Here is a 20,236-nt window from a genome sequence, read left to right on the forward strand (position 1 = left end):
CGGCTCAGGCCCGGGGCGGGGCGACGGGCTCGCGCGCGGGCAGCTGGTCGGGCGACACGTCCGACGCCCGGGCCGCGAGCGTGTGCAGCAGCCGCTCCAGGGGCCCGCGGCCGAACGACAGCCGCCACAGCCAGCACGCCGCGAGCGTGAAGCCGAGGAACGCCAGCCAGGTCCCGGTGTCCGGCTCCCACACCACCGACGGCCCGAGGGCGGCGATCGCCACCAGCTGCACGGTGTACGCGGTGAGGGCCAGCGCCCCGGTCGCCGCCACGGGCGCCACCAGCACGGGGGCCGCGTCGGCCACGAGCAGGCACAGCGCCAGCACCGCGAGGCCGACGCCCGTGTTCGCGACCACCTCGAGCACGGAGCTGGAGTGCGGCTCCGTCGTCACCAGGGCCACGAGGGCGTCGTCGCCGGCCAGCGCCCGGGTCAGCAGCGCGGACGCGCCGTGCCCCACGACCGCCAGCGCCACGCCGGCGCCCAGCAGCCGCAGGCGGACGCCGCGGGCGCGCAGGTCCGCCCGCCCGACCGCCAGGCCGACCAGCACGTACGCGAACCAGACGACCGCCGGGTAGTAGTCGCCGACCACGAGGTCCGTGTACGCGCGTCCCGGCAGCCGCTCCAGCGCCGGCGCGAGCGCGAGGTGCAGGACCGGCCCGAACGCCGCGACGGCCGCCGCGCCCGCGAGGAGCCGGCGCGGGTCGGCGCCGAGCAGCGGGACGGTCGCCGCGAACAGCACGGCGTAGGTCGGCAGGATCACGGCGATCGGCGTCCCGAGCAGCAGCACCGCGACGCCCAGGCCGAGGACCGCGAACGCCCGGACCAGCACCTTGGTGCGGGCCTGCACCCGCCGGGTCCCCGCCACCGGGGAGGAGCCGCCCGAGACCAGCGCGACGGACACCCCGGACAGCAGCACGAACAGCGCGGCGGACCGCCCGTCGACCACCTGCGCCAGCGACCACGGCCAGGGGTCCTCCGGCCCGCCGGGCCCGACGTGGGCGGTGAGCATCCCGAGCACCGCCAGGCCCCGGGCGACGTCCACCCCCGTGATCCGCTGCATGGCGTCACGCTAGCCGCCGGTCCGGCATGTGCGATGTGTCTCAGCCGACGGGACGGAACGTACCGCTCACTGGAACGCGCACGTGCGCCGCCCCTACAGTCGACGCGTGACCGACACGCACCCGGCCGACGTCTACACCCACGGCCACCACGACAGCGTGCTGCGCTCCCACCGGTGGCGCACCGCGGAGAACTCGGCGGCCTACCTGCTGCCCGCTCTGCAGCCCGGGCAGCGCCTGCTCGACGTCGGCTGCGGGCCCGGCAACCTCACCGTGGACCTCGCCGCCCGCGTCGCCCCGGGCGAGGTGATCGGCGTCGACCGCTCCGAGCGGGTCGTCGACATCGCCCGCGAGGACGCCGAGGCCGCCGGGGTCACGAACGTCACGTTCCGGACCGGCGACGCGTACGCGCTGCCGTTCGAGGACGCCAGCTTCGACGTCACGCACGCCCACCAGCTCCTGCAGCACCTGGTCGACCCGGTCGCCGCCCTGCGCGAGCTGCGCCGCGTGACCCGCCCCGGCGGGGTCGTCGCGGTGCGGGACGCCGACTACGCCGGCATGACCTGGTTCCCGGCGTCCCCGGTCCTCGACGAGTGGTCCGCGCTGTACCACGAGGTCACGCAGGCCAACGGCGCCGAGGCCGACGCCGGGCGCCGCCTGCAGTCGTGGGCGCTCGCCGCCGGCTACGACCCCGACGCCCTGGTCGCGACGGCCGGCGTGTGGAGCTACGCCTCCGAGGACGACCGCACGTGGTGGGCCGGCCTGTGGGCCGAGCGCTGCGTCGCCTCGGACTTCGCGCACCAGGCGGTCGCGCACGGCCTGGCCGACGAGGTCGGGCTCGAGCAGCTCGCCGCGGGCTGGCGCGAGTGGGGCGAGGCGCCCGACGGCTGGTTCGCGGTGCTGCACGGCGAGGTGCTCGCCCGGGTGTGACGGCTAGGGTGGCCCTCGTGCGTATCGCGAGGTTCACCACGGGGGACGACCCCCGCTACGCCCTGGTCGAGGGCGAGCCCGGCTCGGAGCAGCTCGTCGTCATCAGCGGCGACCCGATCTACACCCCGGTGCAGCCCACCGGCGAGCGGATCCCGCTCGGCGACGGCGTCCGGCTGCTGGCGCCGGTCATCCCGCGCTCCAAGATCATCGGCGTCGGCCGCAACTACGTCGACCACGCCGCCGAGATGGGCAACGAGGTGCCGACCGCGCCGCTGCTGTTCCTCAAGCCCAACACCGCCGTGGTCGGCCCGGACGACCCGATCGTCCTGCCCGACTGGACCGAGGAGGTCTCGTACGAGGCCGAGCTCGCCGTCGTCATCGGCAAGGTCACCAAGGACGTCTCGCCCGAGCACGCGCTCAGCAAGGTATTCGGCTACACCGTCGCCAACGACGTCACCGCCCGGGACGCGCAGCGATCCGACTCGCAGTGGGCCCGCGCCAAGGGCTTCGACTCGTCCTGCCCGATCGGCCCGTGGGTCGTCCCCGGCCTGGACGTCGACGACCTGGCGGTGCGCTCACGGGTCAACGGCGAGACCAAGCAGGACGGCCGCACGTCGCAGATGGTGTTCGACGTGCCCGCGCTCATCTCGTACATCTCCGAGGTGTTCACGCTGCTGCCCGGCGACATCATCCTGACCGGCACCCCGGCCGGCGTCGGCCTCCTCGAGGAGCGGGACGTCGTCGAGGTCGAGGTCGAGGAGATCGGCACCCTGCGGAACCCGGTGCTGCGGCGGTCCTGAGGCCGGCGCTGGCGGGGAGGCCCGTCCACCCTCGCTAGGGTGGACGGCGTGAGTGCTGCTGCTGCGTCCCCGGTTCGTGTCCGCTTCTGCCCCAGCCCGACGGGGACGCCGCACGTCGGCCTGATCCGCACGGCCCTGTTCAACTGGGCCTACGCCCGGCACACCGGCGGCACGTTCGTGTTCCGCATCGAGGACACCGACGCCGCGCGCGACTCCGAGGAGTCCTACCAGCAGCTGCTCGACGCCCTGCGCTGGCTCGGCCTCGACTGGGACGAGGGCGTCGAGGTCGGCGGCCCGCACGAGCCCTACCGGCAGTCGCAGCGGATGGACCTGTACGCCGACGTCGCGCGCCGGCTCGTCGAGGGCGGCTACGCCTACGAGTCGTTCACCACCCCGGAGGAGGTCGAGGCCCGGCACCGGGCCGCCGGCCGCGACCCGAAGCTCGGGTACGACGGGTACGACCGCGCGCTGACCGAGGAGCAGAAGGCCGCCTACCGCGCCGAGGGCCGCGAGCCCGTGCTGCGGCTGCGGATGCCCGACGAGGACGTCACCTTCGCCGACCTGGTGCGCGGCGACGTCACCTTCCGGGCCGGCTCCATCCCCGACTACGTGATCGTGCGCGGCAACGGCCAGCCGCTCTACACCCTGGTCAACCCCGTCGACGACGCCCTGATGGGCATCACCCACGTGCTGCGCGGCGAGGACCTGCTGTCCTCCACCCCGCGGCAGGTCGCGCTGTACCGGGCGCTGCTCGACCTCGGCGTCGCGACCGTCATGCCGGAGTTCGGCCACCTGCCGTACGTGATGGGCGAGGGCAACAAGAAGCTCTCCAAGCGCGACCCCGAGTCCAACCTGTTCCTGCACCGCGACCGCGGCTTCACGCCCGAGGGGCTGCTCAACTACCTGTCGCTGCTCGGCTGGTCGATCGGCCCGGACCGGGACGTGTTCTCGGTCGCCGAGCTGGTCGAGGCGTTCGACGTCGCCGACGTGAACCCCAACCCCGCGCGGTTCGACCTGAAGAAGGCCGAGGCGATCAACGCCGAGCACGTCCGGCTGCTCGCACCCGAGGACTTCCGCGACCGCCTGGTCCCGTACCTGCACCGCGCGGGCCTCGTGCCGGCCGACTCCTACGCGGACCTGTCCGTCGAGCACCGTGCGCTGCTCGACGCCGGCGCGCCGCTGATCCAGACCCGCGTCACGCTGCTCGGCGAGGCCGTCGGGATGCTCGGCTTCCTGTTCACGGCCGACGACGCGCTCGTGGTCGAGGAGGACGCGCGCGGCGCGCTCAAGGACAGCGCCGCCGACGTGCTCGACGCCGCCACCGCCGCGCTGTCCGCGCTGCCCGCGGACGGCTTCACCACCGACGCCACGCAGGAGGCCCTGCAGGCCGCCCTGGTCGACGGGCTCGGGATCAAGCCGCGGTTCGCGTTCACGCCGCTGCGCGTCGCCGTCTCCGGCCGACGGGTCTCGCCGCCGCTGTTCGAGTCCCTGGAGATCCTCGGCCGGACGTCCACCCTCGCGCGGCTCGCGGCGCTGCGCGCGTCGCTGTGACGGCGCTGCCCCGGCCGCTCGTCGACGGCGTCCTGTTCGACGTCGACGACACCCTGGTCGACACGCACGGGGCGTTCGCGGCCGCGCTCGCCGCCGTCTCCCGCACGTGGCTGCCCGAGCTGGACCCGGCGCGCGACGTCGAGGTGCTCGACCACTGGCGCGCCGACGCCGGCGGCCGGTACCGCGGCTACACCCGCGGCGAGGTGTCGTACCGCGAGCAGCGGATGGCCCGCGCCAACGACCTGCACGCCACGTTCGGCGGCCCCGTGCTCGACGACGCCGCCTACGACGAGTGGAACACCCTCTTCGAGGACCGGTTCACCGGCGCCTGGGCCGCGCACACCGACGCGGCCGCGGTCGTCCGGCGGCTGCTCGACGCGGGCATCAAGGTCGGCGCGCTGACCAACGCCGCGACGGAGTACCAGGTGCGCAAGCTCACCCGGGCCGGGCTCGCGGACGACGTGCCGCTGCTGGTCGGCGTCGACACCCTGGGGTTCGGCAAGCCCGACCCGCGCGTGTTCGCCGAGGCCTGCCGCCGGCTCGGCACGCCGCCCGGCAGGACGGCCTACGTCGGGGACGAGCTCGACGTCGACGCCCGGGCCGCGACCGCCGCGGGCCTGCGCGGCGTGTGGCTCGCGCGGCCCGGGCTGGGGGCGAAGGACGCGAACGCGGGGGAGCCGGTGGCTGCCGACGTCGTCATCCGGTCGCTGGACGAGCTGCCGGGGGTGCTGGGGCTCTGAGCGGCTCCTGCAGTCGCGCGAGTCGTCTCACGCGCCCAGGCGCACTCGCATCCTGGAAAGGGCGCGTTGGCGGATCTTCCACGCGCTCGTACGGTTGATTCCCAGCCGATGAGCGATCTCCGCGTCCGGAACCGGCTCGGGCTCGGCGAATCCGTACGCCAGCAGGGTGACGGTGCGCTCGACCCCCTCCACCGCGGCCAGCGCGTGCTCCGCGAGCACCTGGCGCTCGACCGAGCTCGCGTGCGCCACCGGCTCGTAGGCGGGTGAGAGGTGCTGGTCGAGCGCCGTCGCGCCGTCGCCGGCATCGACCGCCACCAGCGACTCGACGGAGACGCCGTCGTGCACCGCGTGCCGCACGCTGTGGAAAGCTTCGGTGCTCATTCCGTGCGCGGCCGCGCTCGCGGCGGCGAGCCGGATGTCGCCGCCTGCCGCGCCGAGGATGGAGAAGTACCGCCGCGCGGTGCCGTGCGGCACCGAGAGCCCGGTGCGTGATTCGGATGCTGTCCTGTTCATCTCGCTGCTCATGGCGAGCTTGATGACGCGGGCCACCCGGTCCCCAGGCCGGGTGGCGAGCACCGCCGCGTGGAACGCAGTGAGCGCCGCCTGGCGCCGCTCGTCACGGTCCTCGATGGCGCCGCGGGCGTGCGCCGCGGCTGCCCTGAGTCGGGGCGCGTAGTTCTCCGCGAGCCGGAGGAACGCGTCGGAGTCGCCGGCGCGCACGCGCTCCACGAGGGCTGCTTCGGTGTCCGGCTCGAGGTCGGGGAGCTGGTCCCGGCGTTCGAAGAGGGTGATCGCGGCGGGCATGGGCCGTCCTTCCGAGGTGGTGCGGGAGCGCTCGCACGACGTCGCTGCAAGCGCACAGGTGCCGGGTGCGGAGTGGGTGCCCGGCGATGTCCGCTCTGCGAACGCGAGCGGCGACGACCGCGCCAACGTAGCACTCGCGTGAGACGTCACACGCGGCTAAACGGGTGGTTTTCGGGTGTCGCTGCGGTCGCGCCTCCGTGCCACTGCTCGAGGGCCTGCTCAAGCAGTCCGGCGGTCCGGGAGAGGCGGTCCGTCGCCGCTGCCAGTGCCGCCTCGCTCTCGCGCACCGCCGCCCGGAGCACGAGGCGCGTCTCGTCCAGGGCGACGTCTGCGGTGGGGTCGCTCGGGCGGCGGACGCGGGCGCGTTCGCTCGGCTCCCGACCAGCGACCCGGCGCGGCGCCGGCGACCACTGGAGTGACTCGGCGACCTCCAGGTGGAGCGCGAGCGTCCGGGCACGGAGCAGCAGGTCGCCAAGCGCGGAGCGGGCGTCGGGCGTGGTGGTCATCGAAGCTCCAGGTGCGAGAAGGGCGAGCCGGTCGTCCGGCGGTCGGCATCTGCCGGCGTACCCGGGGAGTGCGCCGTGCTCGGAGCGGCTGTTGCCGCGTCGGAGCCCGCGTCACCCGGATGCAGCACGAGTGAAGATCCTTGTCAGCGTCGCGCCATACGCTTCCCGCGGCTCCGACAGCGGGGCTCAGAGAGGCGGGGCAGGGATGGTGCAGGGTGCTGCGGTGAGCACGCGGTCCGAGGAGGCGAGAGGGCGCGAGGCGGTCTGCGCGTGCGGTTGTCGGGAGAGCGTCGTGGTGTTCGCCGACGGGTCCTACCGGCTGCCGGCGTGCGGCACTCTGCTTGACGGTGCGGTGGTGGAGCGTGTCGAGCGCGCATGGGCCGCGCGCTGACGCGGCCTGTTGAGGATCGACAGGCGCGCGCGGGTCAGGCGGAGAGGTCAGCCGCCCGGCGCGCGAGCTGTCGCAGGCTGGTCACGGCTTCGTCTCGGTCGGGTGGGGGCAGGGCTCGCAGCGTCCGGGCGTCGAGCCGGTTGAGCACCGACAGCGTGAGCGCGAGTGCACGAAGCACCTGGTCGTCGGCGAGCGGCCCCCCGGACTCGAGCAGGGTGATCGCCTCGCCGCGCCTCCGGCGGCGTTCGGCTGAGCGTTCGCGTGGGGTGGCCCGGCTCTGGAACCCCGCGGCCGAGAGATCCGCCTCCGCGACGCTCTCGCGGACGAGGTTGCCCGTGTGGTAACGCAGAGAGGCCTGGATAGTCGGCGCGAGCTCCCGCGGGACGTTGGCCTCGGAGAACAGCTCCCCGACGAACGCGTGGTAGGCGTGGGACCTCCCGCTCCAGTCCACGGTGCCGTCCCGTGTGACGAAGTGGCCGCGCGCCTCGACGAGAGCGGCGGCCGCCCGGCGGCGGCTCCGGGTGACGTCCACTTCCGGCTCCGGGTGCGCCAGAGAGCGGAGCGCCTCGACCGCGTCCTCTCGGATGGCGTCGAAAGAGCGGTCGCGGCGAGGCATGGCTGAGACCGTACTCCACGCCCGATGTCTCGCGCGAGACGGTTCACGGATGAAAACGCGGTGCGTCCGCACCCGCGGCCGCCGCTCGCCGCCGCGCGTCGCCGTCCGCGTCGGTGGGAGCAGCCAGCGGTATGGCGTCGCGGTTGGGCACGCCCCAGACCCCGAGCGCCGTCAGGAGGTTCGTGGCGACGGCCACCCAGGGCGGGACAGCCGTGAGGGTGACGGCGAGGACGGAGAGCACGGTCCCGAGCGCCGCCACCACGGTCTTCGCGTAGGGCCGCCAGGCAGCCGGCAGGAGGGCGTACAGCGTCATGGTGCGGCTCCGAGCAGTCGGGAGAGGATGGGCGAGAGGGTGACGAGCAGGACTCCGGCGCCGGACACTGTGGTCCACAGCGCGCGCGGGGAGACGGTCGACCGCGCCTCGAGCGCCCGCAGACGGGTCTCGTGGTCGGCCAGGTCGTGGCCGTGCGCCTCGAGCTTCGCCTCGTGCTGGGCGAGGACCACGTCGATCTTCGCCTCGACGCGGGCGACCGCGAGCACGACCGCCGGGTCGGCGCGGCTCGTCGTCATGTCGGGACCGTGGGAGGACGTCGCGACGGTCATCGCGTGACGGGGGCGGTCCACGCTGCCGACCACGTGCTCGGTCCGATCAGACCATCGACGGCCAGCGACTTCTCCGCCTGGAACGCACGGGCGACGCTGTTCGTCTGGGCTCCGTAGAGCCCGTCGGTCGCGATGACCCAGCCGCGCTCGAGCATGCGTTGCTGCCACCGCCGGAGGTCCTCGCGGTGGTCGTAGAAGCCCGAGTGCTGCCACACCGGACCCTCGCGCGGGCCGAAGCAGTGACCAGCCGGCAGAGGGTAGCCCGGCGCGGTCACGCCCGGAGACACGACCGTGGCGACCGGCGGCGCGGCGGCGGGCGCCGGGGTCGACGCGTCAGTCGTGCCGCCCAAAAGAACGCGCGTGCGCGCGAGAATCTCGGGAATCTGCCCGATCTTCGCGTCGCCGGGGCACGCCTTGCCGCGGGCGGAGGAGTAGCGCATGCCCCCGCCGCGCTGGGAGCGCCCCGCGAGAGCCGACGGCAGTGCCGGGAAGCTGCCGTCGATGCCGAGCCGGTGCCAGGACAGCCCGCGGGAGGCAGCGCCGAGCGCCGAGGACGTCGCCATCCGCAGCTCGATGCCGTGAGTGGTCACCGCCCAGGCGTAGAGCCGCGCGAGCGACTCCATCTGTGCCGCGGTCCACGGCTCTGTGTTGGCGACCGACGCCGGCCAGGCGCCCTCGGTCTCGACCGAGATGGTCGCGTCGTTGCCGTCGAGATCGGCCTCCGCGCGCAGCCTCGTGTCCACGAACTGCTGGACTGCGCCGTCCTTGGCCACGTAGAAGTGCGACGACGCCGCCCCGGCGGAGTCGAACGTGCGGTACGGGGAGCCGACCCCGGCCGTGACGTGGAGGTTCACGCGGTTGTACGCCGCCATGCCCGCGCCCGACAGGCGCGAGGGTGGCAGTGGGCGCCAAGCGGCGCCGGGGTAGCGGGCCATGCGGCACCTGCCTTCCGGTGGTTGAGGGTGTGCGACGTCGGTCGTGCTCAGAGCCGCCAGGCTCCGTCCGGGTGCCGCTTCCACACCCGGACCTGCGCCCAGGCCGTGGACGTGCGTACCCACACGCGTGCCAGACGCCACGAACCGCCCACCTGCACCCTGGCGCTGGACAGGGTCTCGGCCTGCGCCGACGGCGACCACGGTCCGGCTCCGACGGCGTTCCGGGCACGCACCCGCGCGTAGTGGGTCGTGGCGGGCGGCAGCCCGGTGACCGTGCCGGAGAGCGACGCCGTGGTGACGGTGCTCGCGGTGCCGAACGCGGCGGACGTGCTCACCTGCAGGTCGTAGGTCGTGATCGGGGAGCCGCCGGTGGCCGGCGCGACCCACGTGAAGGTGAGCGCGTCAGGTGTGGCTCCGGTGCCTCTGGGGGCAGCCCCCTGCGGGTCGGGGACGGTCGCCGACGTGGTGAAGCTGCGCGCGGGCGACCACGCGCCCCACCCGACCGCGTTGTGTGCACCGGCGAAGTACACGTAGGCGGTGTTGCGGACCAGGCCTCCGACGGTGACGGTGCCCCCGGTCTGCTGGTCGAAGACGATCGCGCCGTCGACGTTGCGCTGCACCCGCACCCGGTAGGCGTCGACGCCGGCACCGCGGCCGTCGGCGGCGCTCACCACCACGCGTGCCGAGGAGGAGGTGATGGAGTCGGCGGCGGTGGGCGGCTGCGTGGGTACGGACGCCGGGCGGGCCGGGAGGCTCCAGCCGATCGCGTGCGACGGGTTCGCGCCGAGGTTCGACCCGGACACCGAACCCTGGAAGGTGTAGCCGGGCCCGCCGCCGTAGGACAGTCCCTGGGAAGGGATCGTGATCGTCCCGACGACGAGCTGCGTGGTGGCGCCTGCAGCCGAGCTCATGCGGTAGTTCCACGACGCCCACCCCCCGCCGTTCACGTAGGCGGTCAGCGACTGGTCGTCCGCGGCGCCGTAGGCGATCGTGCGGACCCAGAAGTCCACGTATACGTTGATCGCGGTGGTGCTCGCGTCGTACGCGTCGGTCCGCACGTCGATGCCGACCTGCATGTGGCCGGACGTCGGCCCCCACGAGATCGCCATCTCAGTACTCCAGCCAGATGTCCCCGGCAGCACCGGTCCCGGCTGCCGGAGGGTTGTCGTTGACGGTGATGGTGCGGCCGTCGAGCGTGGAGGTCGTCGGCTTCCCGCCGAGCGTCGCCCACGTCGGCGGCGCCGGGATGAGGTTCTGCCACACGGAGCCGTCCCAGTACTCGTAGGCGTTCGCCGTCAGGTTGTAGCCGAGCGTGCGGCCCTTGACCGGCGGCACCGGGTTGCGGGCGGTGCCCGGGCGGCTCGCGGTCGTCCAGAGGTTGCCGAGGTACACGCGCTCGTCGGTGACGTCGGCAGCCGAGACGGTGGTCTGCCCCGCGGCGACGGTGACGCTGGCGAGCGCGACGTCGAACACGCCGGTGTCGCTGACCGTGGGGAGCACAGCGGTGCCGGCACCGGGCGTACCGGGCAGGACGGTCACGGTGCCGGCGTTCACGGTCGGGTCGAACCGGACCACCACACGGTCCACTCGAGTGAGCGACGCGTGTGCCGCGGCGAGGGTGAGCGTCTCGGTGCCGGTAACCGCCAGCATGTAGCCACGCGCGAAAGCACGGCCGGCAGCGACTGACAGCGTCAGCCCGGCAGTGCCGGCGCTGACCCTGAGCGAGGTGTCACCGGGCGCCCCGGCGACTCCAGGGTCCAGGAACTCGCGCGCGAGGTAGGAGTACTGCGTCTCGGAGGTGTCCGCGTTCTCGAACGGCCAGGACGTTTGGGTCATGAGGTCTCCTTCGGGGATGGGTGGGGACGACGACGCCCCAGGACCCGACGAACGGGTCCTGGGGCGTCGGGTCGGTGTCAGTCGACGGGCAGGATCGTGGCGGGCAGCCGCACCTCGGCGTGGACCGTCCCCCGGAAGCTCATGGGATCCTCCGGGGCGTCTGGGGTCCAGTCGTCGCGGTAGGTGAGGACGACCTCCTGGGTCTCGACGTCGAGCGCCAGCGAGATGGGCGTGATGAACAGGGGAAGGACGGACAACCTAGCCTCCGATGTAGTAGCTGATTCCGTGCAGGGACCGCCAGAAGTTGGATCCGCTGTACTGGCTGAGCACGGGAGTGCCGATGGAGCCGGCGACCATCGATCCGAGGTCGAACCGGGCGGACGCGTTGTTGGCGTTCCCCGGGAAGATCAGGTCTCCCGCCCGGCCGCGGTTCGCGAACGGCTGGGTGTCCGGGGCTGCTCCCGGCGGGAGAGCCAGACTGGGGCTCGCGGCTGCCACGGTTCCGCTCTTGATCATTCCGCCGAGCATCACCATGCCGTCCCCCAGTCGGAGCAGGGACTGCGACGGCTGGGCGGCGCTGTAGTCCAGCCAGCCGTTCCAGTACGTGGGGAGCGCCTCGTAGTCTCCGGTCGGGCGCACCGACGCGGGTACGTACATCGCGTGGCAGAGGCTCACCCACGCGGACCCGGCCGTTCCGGCCTTCACCCGGATCCAGCCATCGGGCAGGACGTCCAGCGAGGCGAAGGCGCTGGTCCCCAGACCGGGCACGTGGACCTGCACGGGCGGCCCGCCCCGACCGGTGTTCACCGCCGCCTGGTCGGCCGTGACCGCGCCGCCGGCACCCCGGAGCAGCCCGCGGAACCACACGCGGCCCTCGATATCCTGGTAGGACGAGACCGGCGGCCAGGTGGCGTCGACGGCCCGGTAGTCCGACCAGCCCGGTCCGAACGCTGGGACGGGCGCCCACGCCGACTCAGGAGCGACGGCGGCCGACGGGAACAGGATGCCGTCGAGGGACACCCAGGTACTGGTCGTGGGACGGAGCTGGACGGTGACCTCGCCGGTCTCACGGATGTCGACCCGACCGACGCCGTCACCCGACATGACCAGGAACAGACGCCTCCCGGCGGGGCGCATCTCCTGGGGCAGGGTGAAGAGCGCCGTGCCGTTCGTCCCGCCGGTGACCAGTCCCGTCAGAGCCACGGTCCCTGCCGAGCTCATGTAGTACCCGGCAGCGTGGAACCGGTTCCCGTACCGGACGAACTCGTTGCCGAGCTCGGGGTAGGCGTACGGCACCGGCGCCGGCCGGGTCTGCTCCCACGTGTGACCGCCGTCGGCCGAGACGCGGAAAGCCTGGCCGGGAGCGTCGGTGCGAACCACGACCAGAGGGGCGGACGGGTCCACGGTGGTGACGGCGTCACGGAGCCGGTCCTGCTCCGCCTGGGAGCCGAGCGCGCGGGCGCCGTCGGCGACCTCCCACGGTCCCCACGTGCGCGCAGCGCCCCGCACCCGGCGGTAGGTCACCGACCGCGGCGGCCCACCCGTGCTCACGCTGACCGTGCAGGTCTGGATCACCGTGCTGTCGGCGACGGCGACGGTGAGCACCCCGGCCCCGAGAGCGGGGACGTGGGCCACCCGGCTGCTCGCAGACGCGTCGAGCGTCCACGTGCCGGACGTCGTGTACGTGTCGAGGTCGCCATCGACAGGCACCTGCGAGACGGAGCCGGCCTCGGCCGTGCGTTCGAGCGCGGACACGCGTCGGTCGACGGCGTCCGTCCTGCGGGTGAGCGCCTGCACGGGCGTCGACCCCTGCAGTTCACCGATCGTCGCGCCCACGCGGGCCCCGGACTGGTCGACGATGAGGGAGACGCCGGTGACCCGCGCGACGTTCTCGGAGCCGCCCACCACGACCGTGACGGCGTCACCGAGGTCCCAGTCGACCGCGTAGCGCATGGTGAGGTCGTCCGAGGGGACGGCAGCTGCGGAGGTGGAACCGGCACCGTCGGCGAGAACCTTGGCCCCGGCCTGCTGCAGCTCGTCACTCGACCCGCTGCGGTTGTCGACGAAGGTCTCGACGCGCCCCCACGGGCCCCGTGCGGCTTCGGCGTGCTCGTTCGCCGGGTCCGACACGTCGATCAGCTCGCGCAGCGCGCCCTCGCCCGCTCCGCCGACGACCGCGCGGGTGACTCGAGGAGGGGCCACGGCGACCGAGTGCGCGGAGAGGGTGCCGTTCGCCAGGTCGAACCGGACGGTGTCGCGGCGGTCCCGGACCTCGAGCACCTCGAAGCGCAGTGCCGGGCCGACCTGCACCAGCCGGAACCGGAGCCCGGACACCGTGGCGATCTCGCTCAGCAGATCGCCCAGCACGTCGAACCGCGCGCTCTTGCGCACGTCCGTAGTCCCCCGCCGCTCGTCGCTCGCCAGCACCAGTGCGGGAACGCGCCGGCCGGGGGGAGCGGCGGCGCCGAGGTTGGCCCGCACGTAGTCGAGCATCACCGTCTCCGGGCGGCCGGAGCGCACGTCGTAGGCGTCCGTCTGCGCGCTCGCGGCGAGCGCGCTCGGTGTCGGGTATGCCAGGCGGTTCCACAGGAGGACGTCGTCGGTCACCCCTGAGATGGCGGCGACGCCGGTGGGGTCAGCCAGGTCTGCGTCCACCGTCGGGGTGTCGACCGGGCCCGAGAAGGCGACGCCGTCCGGGCCGGTGACGATGATGCCGGCTCCGGGCCGCACCAGGTGCTGGACGGCAGGGTGCTCCGCCGGAAGCCGCAGGGTCCAGCTGCCGACCGCGCAGTCGACCAGGTCGACGGAGAGATCCAGGTGGCTCGGCGCGATCTGCGCCACGCGGGCGAGGCTCGCGTCGCGTACTTCGACGAGCAGGTCGGAGGTCTGCACAAGGGGCTCCTCTCAGAGCATGAACCAGCGCCGGGGCTTCCAGGCGACGGAGACGGAGGTGCGACCGACGACCGCAGTCGCACGTTCGACGGAGGGTGAGGCGTCCGGCGTGCCCGACCAGGCGTAGACCCGGTCGGACGTGGCAGCCGTCGACCCGTCGAAAGTCGGGACCGGGAGAGCGGTCGGCGCGCCCTCGCCGAGGAACAGAGCGGCGTGCGCGAGCTCGACGACGTCGCCCACCGCAGGCTCCGCCCCGTCGGGGCCGAGCAGGTCGACGACCAGGGCGAGGTGAGTCACATCGCCCCGGGGCTGCGTCCCGACCCCCTCGAGCACCACGGAGCCGCCTGGCGGGACCACGGCACGAACGTCGACGGCCGGGTCGCCCGCGACCGACGCGTTCGTCGCGCCGGTCCATCGTGTGGGCGCGGTCCACAGACGGATCGTGACTGCGCGCGCACCCGTGTTCCGGGCGGTGACCCGCGCGGCCACCCGGTCGCCCACCGCGATCGGCCAGCGGTCGTCCGGAGCGGTGCCGATTCGTCGGACCCGCGCTGTCACGTCCGTCGTCGCAGATGCGGTGACACGAACAGCTCGGTCGCCCAGCGCCAGAACGGCCCCAGCGCTCGCGACCCACGTCGTCAGCGCGGTCGCCCGCGGGTCGACCACGAGGTTGGTTCGCAACGGAGGGTCGACCGCCACCACGCGACCCACGCTCGACCCGACGACGTCGACGTGCGCGGTCTGCACGCCGGGCGGGATCGCCCAGAACCGGGGTGCGGCGCCCAGCTCCGCGTACCTGTTGCCACCGGACCCGTCCACCACGGTGCCCGCGAGGTGGTCGAAGACTCGACGCTCACCCTCGGTGAGGACGCCCGACCACACCAGACGCTCGCCCCTGGGAGACGTGAGCTCGAACCCTGTCGCCGGACCGGTCAGGGTCACCAGCGGGTAAGCGGGCGCGTCGCCGGGGTTCTCGATCACGGCGTCGCCGATCACCTGTCCGGATGCCAGCCGGAGCTTCGACAGCGAGCCTCCCGGACGCAGCAGGCCCCGGCCGGCCCCCGCGGACTCGATGGTCTGCGCAGTGGCGTTCTCCCGGGTCCAGTACGGGTCAGGGGCGCGCAGGGCGACCTCGACCGCGTAGTGCGTCTCGCCGTCCGTCACGGGCGTGCCCGACCCGGTGCGCACGACCTCGGTGGTCCACGCGGTGCCGTCGGGCTCGGTGAGGGTCAGCAGGGCGGGTGCGTGCGCCGGGGAGAGGACGGTGGCGAGCGCAGAGACGCGGTCGCGCAGCAGGCCCTGTCCGGTCGCGGTGATCAGCACCGGCAGGGTGAGGTCCCGGGGCTGCACGCGGGCGCCCCGGTAGGTCGAGCCGTCCCCGGCGCCCTCGAAGAAGCGAGGGGACACCGGAGGTAGGCCGAAGCCGTCCAGCCCGTCGTCGAGGACGGCGGTGCCTCCGGTCGCGTGACGGTCGAGGTGGTCGTTGAGGTCGACCACGACACCGCCTCCGCTCAGTGTCAGACGTGAGGTGTTCACCAGGAAGCCCTTCCGAGGGTCAGAGGAGTGACGGTGCCGTCCTGGACGCGACCGGCCTCGACCTGCATCCGGCCGATGAGGTCGCCGTCCTGGTCCACGAGGACGAGATACTGCGGGGTGGTCGCGGGCGCGCCGCCGAGCGCGCGCCCGGCCTGCGTCGGCGAGGCGAACAGCGTGCTGCGCGGTGCCGACGGGACGAGGGAGTCCGCGGCGTGCTGCACGCGTCGACCGCCGTCCGCGATGCCGAGCGCCATGCCGGCGGCGGTGAACGCGCCGAGCTCCATGAAGACGCGCGAGGGGGAGTGGATCCCGAGGGCGGTCTTCACGAAGGACGGAAGTGCGTCGGTGATCGTGCTCTTGATCGAGGCGATGAGCTTGCCGGCCATCGAGCCGATGCCGCTGATCAGGCCCCCGATGAGGTCCTTGCCGATCTGCAGCAGGTCGATCTTCCGGAACTGGTCGATCAGCGTCGCGATGAGGTTGCCGGCCTCGCTGGCGACCTTGGGTGCGATCTGGATCAACCCGGTCACCAGCGCGACGAGCGCCTGCACGAACGCAGGTAGCAGCACAGGTCCCATCGCGATCAGGGCATTGACCAGCATCGGGATCATGGCGGACAGAGCAGCCAAGACCGAGGGCAGGCTCTCCGCGATGGCCAGGACGAGCGCGACCAGCGCCTGCATCATGCCCTGGAGCAGCTGCGGCAGGAACGTGATGATCGTCTGCACCAGCACCGGGGCCATCGCGGCCAGCGCGGAGATGATGGTGGGCAGGCTGGTCGCCACCGCCAGCACGAGACCCATCAGGGCCTGCAACCCCGCCTCGAGCAGGCTGGGGAGCATCGCGACGATCGTCTCGATGATCTGCGGCAGCGCCGCCACCAGGGCCTCGATCAGCAGCGGCAGCGCCGTGCCGAGCGACTGCACCAACGACATGAACAGAGTCAGCCCTGCCTCGATGAGGAGCGGGAGGTTCTCGATGAGCACCATCCCGATGCCGGCGACCAGAGTCACCACAGCCTCGACGAGCGTCGGCAGGATCGTGATCAGTGCCGTCAGCAACCCGCTGAACAGGGTCGACGCCGCCTGCACCAGCAGAGGGACGGCCGCGACGATCGCAGTGAGCAAGGGGGGCAGCAGGGTCTGCACCGTCGTCAGCAGCGCCGGGAGGATCTGCTCGGTCAGGACGGGGAGGGCCGTCTGGATGGCGCCGACCACGCCGGTCAACGCCGTCTGGAGCGTCGTCGCGAGCTGGGGGAGCTGGGCCTGGATCGACGCGGCCATCGCACCCACCGCCGCATCGAGCGACCCGGTGTCTGCGAACGTGTCCGAGAACGCGGACGTCGCGCTCGCACCGAAGCCCGTCAGGGCACCGCTGGCGGCGGCCAGAGGGTTCAGCATCTGGTTCAGCACCGCGACCGAGGCGGCGCCGGCCGGCAGCAGCACCGCGCCGAGCGCCGTTGCGGTGGTGGCGACGGACTTCTCGAGCTCCTTGAGCCCTGGACCCATCTCGTCGGACGCTGTCGACATCTCCTTCCACGCCGTCCGGACCTTGGTGCCGAAGGCGCTAGCGATGCCGCCGAGCTTGGTTCCCAGGGCGCCGGCCATCCCGCCGACGTGCGTGAGGAGGTTGGAGCCGAGCGAACCGGCCGCCGTCGTGCCGGCAGCCGCAGCTGCTGGCACGAACTGGTCGGTGACGGACCTGCCCAGCGACGTGCCGATCTGGGTGCCGGCACTGGTGCCGATGGCGTCGGCGGCCTTCCCGAACGCGCTCAGGACACCCTGGCGGAGGGTGCCGCCGAGCGTCGCGCCCGCCGTGACTCCGGCTGCCGCGGCAGCCGGAGTCAGTGACGTGGCGGCGGCCTTGCCCACCTCGGCGCCCATCGCCTTGCCCGCGGCGGCCCCCTCGATGGCGGCCCTCGAGGTGAGCTTGCCGGTGATCGCCCTCGCGAGCGCCGAACCGAGGTGGGTTCCTGCTGCGGTGGCAGCGGCGGTGACCAGTGGCACGAGGCCCTTGGCAACGGCCTCCTTGAAGCCGTGGAAGCTCGGGACGAGCTGGACAGTGGCGGTGCCGGCGGTGGACACGGTGCCTCCTGGATCTAGGTGATGGGTGGCGCCTCCGGGGCGTCGGTGGCGGGTGCCGGCGCGACTGCCCGACGAGCCTTCTGCGCCTCGAGACGCGCCCGAAGGGCGCGGTAGCGGGAGGTCTGTGCGCTGTTCTGCCGCGGCTTCGGTCGCGCGGGATGTGCCTTGCCCGACATCGCGTGGTAGACGTCGGCGGTCATGATCGCGGCGAGGCTCCAGCCGGGGTCGGTCCCCAGCCGCGCCGCGGTCGTCGCAGCCTCGTGAGGCAGGTGGTCGATGAGGACGGACAGGCGTCTGACGGACAGCTCCCCGCGGTAGAACTCCGCGAGGTCGACGCGGTAGAAGCGCTGGAGATCGGCTTCTACCGCGTCGCCGTGCTCACGGAGGAGCGCGAGGAGCGCCGTCAGTTTCCCGACAGCCCCGCCGCCTCCTGGATCGCGACGACGAGTCCCTGCAGGTCGACGACCTTCGGCTCGGAGCTCTTGAAGTCGGCCCACGCGGACGGCGTGAGGATCGCCCGGAGGAACGTGGTGACCTTGCCCTCCTCGTAGGCCTCGAGGGCGTCGACCGGCCAGTCGGACGGGGCGAGGACCTGAAGGGTCTGGTCCTGGTGCTCGAAGGAGATCGGGGTGCCGTCGGACTCGGACTTGCGGGCGGTGGTGCTCATGGGTGTCTGCTCCTGGCGCGGATCGGAGGTGGGGTGCGCGGGTGGGTGGCGCGAAGGGGTGGGGGTCGCCCGCGCGACGACCCCCACCCCAGTTCGTGCTCAGGCGTCGGCGACCTCGGTGTAGAGGGTGCCGTCGGCCTCGGGGAAGATCAGGACCGTGACGTCGAAGAGCGTCGGCTCGATCTCGCTCTCCTTGATCTCGGCGATCTCCTGGATCTCCGCCGCGCGGATCGCGCGGCGCTTGACCTTGCCGGCGTCGCGGGTCTCGAAGCCGATCGCGAACCGGTGGCCGACCGGCAGCTTCACCGTCGAGCTGACGAGACCGTCCGCCGTGGTGCGGGACGAACCCGGGTTGCGCAGCGCGAACGTGGTCTCGTTGTCCTCCAGCGCGACGAACCGGATGGTCCGCTTGTGCTTGCTCTTGGTGCGGCGGTAGAGGACGCCGCCCCAGGCGTAGTGCTCGGCGGTCTCCTCCTCGCGGGCCTCGGTGAAGCCCTCCTCGCCGTTGAGCAGCCCGATCGGGCTCCACGCGGCCGCCCACGCGGTCGTGGTGTCGGTGGGTGCGGCCGTACCGGCCTCGGCGATGTAGACGTCGGCCCCGTCCCAGAGGCTCGTGTTGGTGGCGTCTCCTGCCATCGGTGTTCTCCTAGCGGTTGATCGGCCACGGACGGGCCGTGACCCGGCGCGACAGGTGTCGCGGCTCCCGGGTCGGGTGGGGGCGGGCTCGCGTCTGGCAGACGGAGCGGACCTCGCCGCGCGTGGCGGTGAGGGGTAGGGGACGGCAACGTGCCGGTCGTGCAGGCGGGCGGCACGGCTCCGGGACCGGCACCGTGTGCGCGGACGTCCCGCGGCCGCGCCGCCCGGCGGCCGGGCGGGCGCGTCGTCGCGCTCGCGGTACCGACCGCGGCGGCTGTCGGTGCCGGACCGGGCGCATCCGCGGGGGCCGGTGCTCGGTCGGTTCGCGACTGCCTCGATCCAGCAGTGGCGCGGCTGTTGCCGCGCTAGGCCGGTGCGGACGTCACGCCAGGCGGAGGTACTTCAGCTCGAACACGCCCACACACGGTCCGAGGCACTCGCACCCGGTCGCGGCGGGCTGGTCACCCGTTGCGACCACTTCCACCGTGCCGTCGGCCAGCGCAGCCAGGACGAGGGCGGGTCCGTCCCAGAAGGGCGCGTCGGACTCGTCCCAACCGACGACCTCGACGCGGTCGCCGTAGCGTGGACTCTTCGCGGGACCCCCCGTGCTCGTACCTCCGGAGCGATCACCACCGACCTCGAAGGAACTGGCGTCGTCACGGGCGTCGTCGGTCGTCACGTTGCCTCTCTCTCAGCCGAAGTGCGTGGTCAGGGAAGCAGTGGCGCGGTGTGTTGCCCACGACCGGCAGGGCCGTCAGGCAGCGGTGCGTCGGTGAGTTTGGAGCCCGTCGATCTCTCCGGTAATGTTCTCCGTCGGTAAGGCGTCCGTTCGGCGCCGGCCCCTCCACCCGCTCCACGGCGCCTCGCGCGCCGGTCGGTGCTGGCCGGAAGGTCGGGTAAAATGGAAGCAATACCATTGGGGTATGGTGTAATTGGCAGCACGAGTGATTCTGGTTCACTTAGTCTAGGTTCGAGTCCTGGTACCCCAGCAAGGCATGTTGGAAATGGCCCCCGCGGTCGATTTGAACAGGCCGAGCAGGATGCAGTACAGTAGTTCCCGGTCAAGCCGCTGAGCGGCGAGATCAACTAGGCCCCCATCGTCTAGTGGCCTAGGACGCCGCCCTCTCACGGCGGTAACAGGGGTTCGAATCCCCTTGGGGGTACAGAAGAAAGGCCGGTCACCGCGAGGTGGCCGGCCTTTCCGCTTTCCCGCACCTCGCCGCCCGCGCCGCCGCCGCGCCGTCCCGCGCCGCCGAGGTCGAGCGTTCGCCACGAGGTCGAGGGCTTCCGCCCGCCCGAGCGCCGCAACCCCTCGACCTCGCGCTCGACGCCCCGGGTGCGGCGCGGCCGGGCGGCGGCCGGTGCGTGCGGCCGAGCGTCGGCGGCCGAGGTCGTCACAAGGGCTCGAGGTCGTCCCGCAGACATGACGACCTCGTCACCGTCTGACGACCTCGCCACGCTGCCCGCCGCTGCCCGCCGCTGCCCGCCGCTGCCGGCAGGGGAGGGCGGGCGCCGAGGTCGAGCGTTCGGCGCGAGGTCGAGGGTTTCCGCCAGGGAAAGTCCGACGAACCCTCGACCTCGCGCGGTGGACACCGTGCGGCCCGGGCCCGGGCCTGGGCGGCGGAGGCGAGGAGTGGCGGCTCGGTCGTCG

At 73.0% G+C, this 20,236-nt stretch carries 20 protein-coding genes and 2 tRNA genes; 6 read left to right on the forward strand and 16 right to left on the reverse strand.

Features of this window, described 5'->3' with window-relative positions; genetic code table 11:
* Positions 1–4 precede the first annotated feature (4 nt).
* Positions 5–1,060 (reverse strand): heparan-alpha-glucosaminide N-acetyltransferase domain-containing protein, encoded by a 1,056-nt coding sequence (locus ACWPWW_RS16675; RefSeq protein WP_454051450.1) that lies wholly within the window; start codon positions 1,058–1,060, stop codon positions 5–7.
* Between the two features lie 106 nt (positions 1,061–1,166).
* Between ACWPWW_RS16675 and ACWPWW_RS16680 the strand changes: the two genes are divergently transcribed.
* Genes ACWPWW_RS16680 through ACWPWW_RS16695 form a run of 4 tightly spaced genes read left to right on the forward strand, consistent with a single transcriptional unit; the run spans position 1,167 to position 5,079 of the window.
* The gene (locus ACWPWW_RS16680; RefSeq protein ID WP_454051451.1) at positions 1,167–1,988 is read left to right on the forward strand and encodes a methyltransferase domain-containing protein; all 822 of its coding nucleotides are present in this window, start codon (positions 1,167–1,169) and stop codon (positions 1,986–1,988) included.
* 17 nt (positions 1,989–2,005) lie between these two features.
* Positions 2,006–2,788 (forward strand): fumarylacetoacetate hydrolase family protein, encoded by a 783-nt coding sequence (locus ACWPWW_RS16685; RefSeq protein WP_454051452.1) that lies wholly within the window; start codon positions 2,006–2,008, stop codon positions 2,786–2,788.
* A 48-nt stretch (positions 2,789–2,836) separates the two neighbouring features.
* Positions 2,837–4,339, forward strand: a complete 1,503-nt coding sequence (gene gltX, locus ACWPWW_RS16690) for a glutamate--tRNA ligase (protein WP_454051453.1) — start codon at positions 2,837–2,839, stop codon at positions 4,337–4,339.
* Positions 4,336–5,079 (forward strand): HAD family hydrolase, encoded by a 744-nt coding sequence (locus tag ACWPWW_RS16695; protein ID WP_454051454.1) that lies wholly within the window; start codon positions 4,336–4,338, stop codon positions 5,077–5,079. The genes gltX and ACWPWW_RS16695 overlap by 4 nt, the downstream gene beginning before the upstream one ends.
* A 27-nt stretch (positions 5,080–5,106) precedes the next feature.
* Here ACWPWW_RS16695 and ACWPWW_RS16700 read toward each other — a convergent pair whose 3' ends face one another.
* From ACWPWW_RS16700 to ACWPWW_RS16770, 15 genes are all read right to left on the reverse strand, one after another.
* Entirely contained in the window at positions 5,107–5,883 is a 777-nt protein-coding gene (locus tag ACWPWW_RS16700; protein ID WP_454051455.1) for a hypothetical protein, read from the reverse strand.
* Positions 5,884–6,029: 146 nt separating this feature from the next.
* Positions 6,030–6,389, reverse strand: coding sequence for a DUF7169 domain-containing protein (locus ACWPWW_RS16705; protein ID WP_454051456.1), 360 nt, complete (start codon positions 6,387–6,389; stop codon positions 6,030–6,032).
* A gap of 425 nt (positions 6,390–6,814) precedes the next feature.
* Positions 6,815–7,396 carry a hypothetical protein gene (locus ACWPWW_RS16710; protein WP_454051457.1) on the reverse strand — a complete coding sequence of 194 codons (582 nt, stop codon included), beginning with the start codon at positions 7,394–7,396 and terminating at the stop codon, positions 6,815–6,817.
* 43 nt (positions 7,397–7,439) lie between these two features.
* On the reverse strand, positions 7,440–7,709 hold the full coding sequence (locus tag ACWPWW_RS16715) for a DUF7439 family protein (protein WP_454051458.1): 270 nt from the start codon (positions 7,707–7,709) through the stop codon (positions 7,440–7,442).
* Entirely contained in the window at positions 7,706–7,966 is a 261-nt protein-coding gene (locus ACWPWW_RS16720) for a hypothetical protein (RefSeq protein ID WP_454051459.1), read from the reverse strand. The genes ACWPWW_RS16715 and ACWPWW_RS16720 overlap by 4 nt, the downstream gene beginning before the upstream one ends.
* A gap of 29 nt (positions 7,967–7,995) precedes the next feature.
* Positions 7,996–8,934 carry a peptidoglycan recognition protein family protein gene (locus ACWPWW_RS16725; protein WP_454051460.1) on the reverse strand — a complete coding sequence of 313 codons (939 nt, stop codon included), beginning with the start codon at positions 8,932–8,934 and terminating at the stop codon, positions 7,996–7,998.
* A gap of 47 nt (positions 8,935–8,981) precedes the next feature.
* A complete protein-coding gene (locus ACWPWW_RS16730; RefSeq protein ID WP_454051461.1) occupies positions 8,982–10,043 on the reverse strand; it encodes a fibronectin type III domain-containing protein in 1,062 nt (353 codons plus the stop codon).
* Position 10,044: 1 nt separating this feature from the next.
* Positions 10,045–10,770, reverse strand: a complete 726-nt coding sequence (locus ACWPWW_RS16735; protein WP_454051462.1) for a hypothetical protein — start codon at positions 10,768–10,770, stop codon at positions 10,045–10,047.
* 77 nt (positions 10,771–10,847) lie between these two features.
* The gene (locus ACWPWW_RS16740; protein WP_454051463.1) at positions 10,848–11,027 is read right to left on the reverse strand and encodes a hypothetical protein; all 180 of its coding nucleotides are present in this window, start codon (positions 11,025–11,027) and stop codon (positions 10,848–10,850) included.
* A 1-nt stretch (position 11,028) separates the two neighbouring features.
* Positions 11,029–13,662 carry a Gp37-like protein gene (locus tag ACWPWW_RS16745; RefSeq protein WP_454051464.1) on the reverse strand — a complete coding sequence of 878 codons (2,634 nt, stop codon included), beginning with the start codon at positions 13,660–13,662 and terminating at the stop codon, positions 11,029–11,031.
* 12 nt (positions 13,663–13,674) lie between these two features.
* Entirely contained in the window at positions 13,675–15,159 is a 1,485-nt protein-coding gene (locus ACWPWW_RS16750; protein ID WP_454051465.1) for a hypothetical protein, read from the reverse strand.
* Between the two features lie 35 nt (positions 15,160–15,194).
* On the reverse strand, positions 15,195–17,282 hold the full coding sequence (locus ACWPWW_RS16755; RefSeq protein WP_454051466.1) for a phage tail protein: 2,088 nt from the start codon (positions 17,280–17,282) through the stop codon (positions 15,195–15,197).
* 403 nt (positions 17,283–17,685) lie between these two features.
* Complete coding sequence (locus ACWPWW_RS16760) at positions 17,686–17,949, reverse strand: hypothetical protein (RefSeq protein ID WP_454051467.1); 264 nt, start codon at positions 17,947–17,949, stop codon at positions 17,686–17,688.
* A 99-nt stretch (positions 17,950–18,048) separates the two neighbouring features.
* The gene (locus ACWPWW_RS16765) at positions 18,049–18,585 is read right to left on the reverse strand and encodes a phage tail tube protein (protein WP_454051468.1); all 537 of its coding nucleotides are present in this window, start codon (positions 18,583–18,585) and stop codon (positions 18,049–18,051) included.
* A 382-nt stretch (positions 18,586–18,967) separates the two neighbouring features.
* A complete protein-coding gene (locus ACWPWW_RS16770) occupies positions 18,968–19,264 on the reverse strand; it encodes a hypothetical protein (RefSeq protein WP_454051469.1) in 297 nt (98 codons plus the stop codon).
* A gap of 238 nt (positions 19,265–19,502) precedes the next feature.
* On the opposite strand from ACWPWW_RS16770, the gene ACWPWW_RS16775 reads away from it, so the two are divergent.
* Positions 19,503–19,574 (forward strand) — tRNA-Gln (locus ACWPWW_RS16775).
* A gap of 101 nt (positions 19,575–19,675) precedes the next feature.
* Positions 19,676–19,748 (forward strand) — tRNA-Glu (locus ACWPWW_RS16780).
* Positions 19,749–20,236: the final 488 nt, after the last annotated feature.

Source organism: Cellulomonas sp. Marseille-Q8402, from assembly GCF_965119525.1.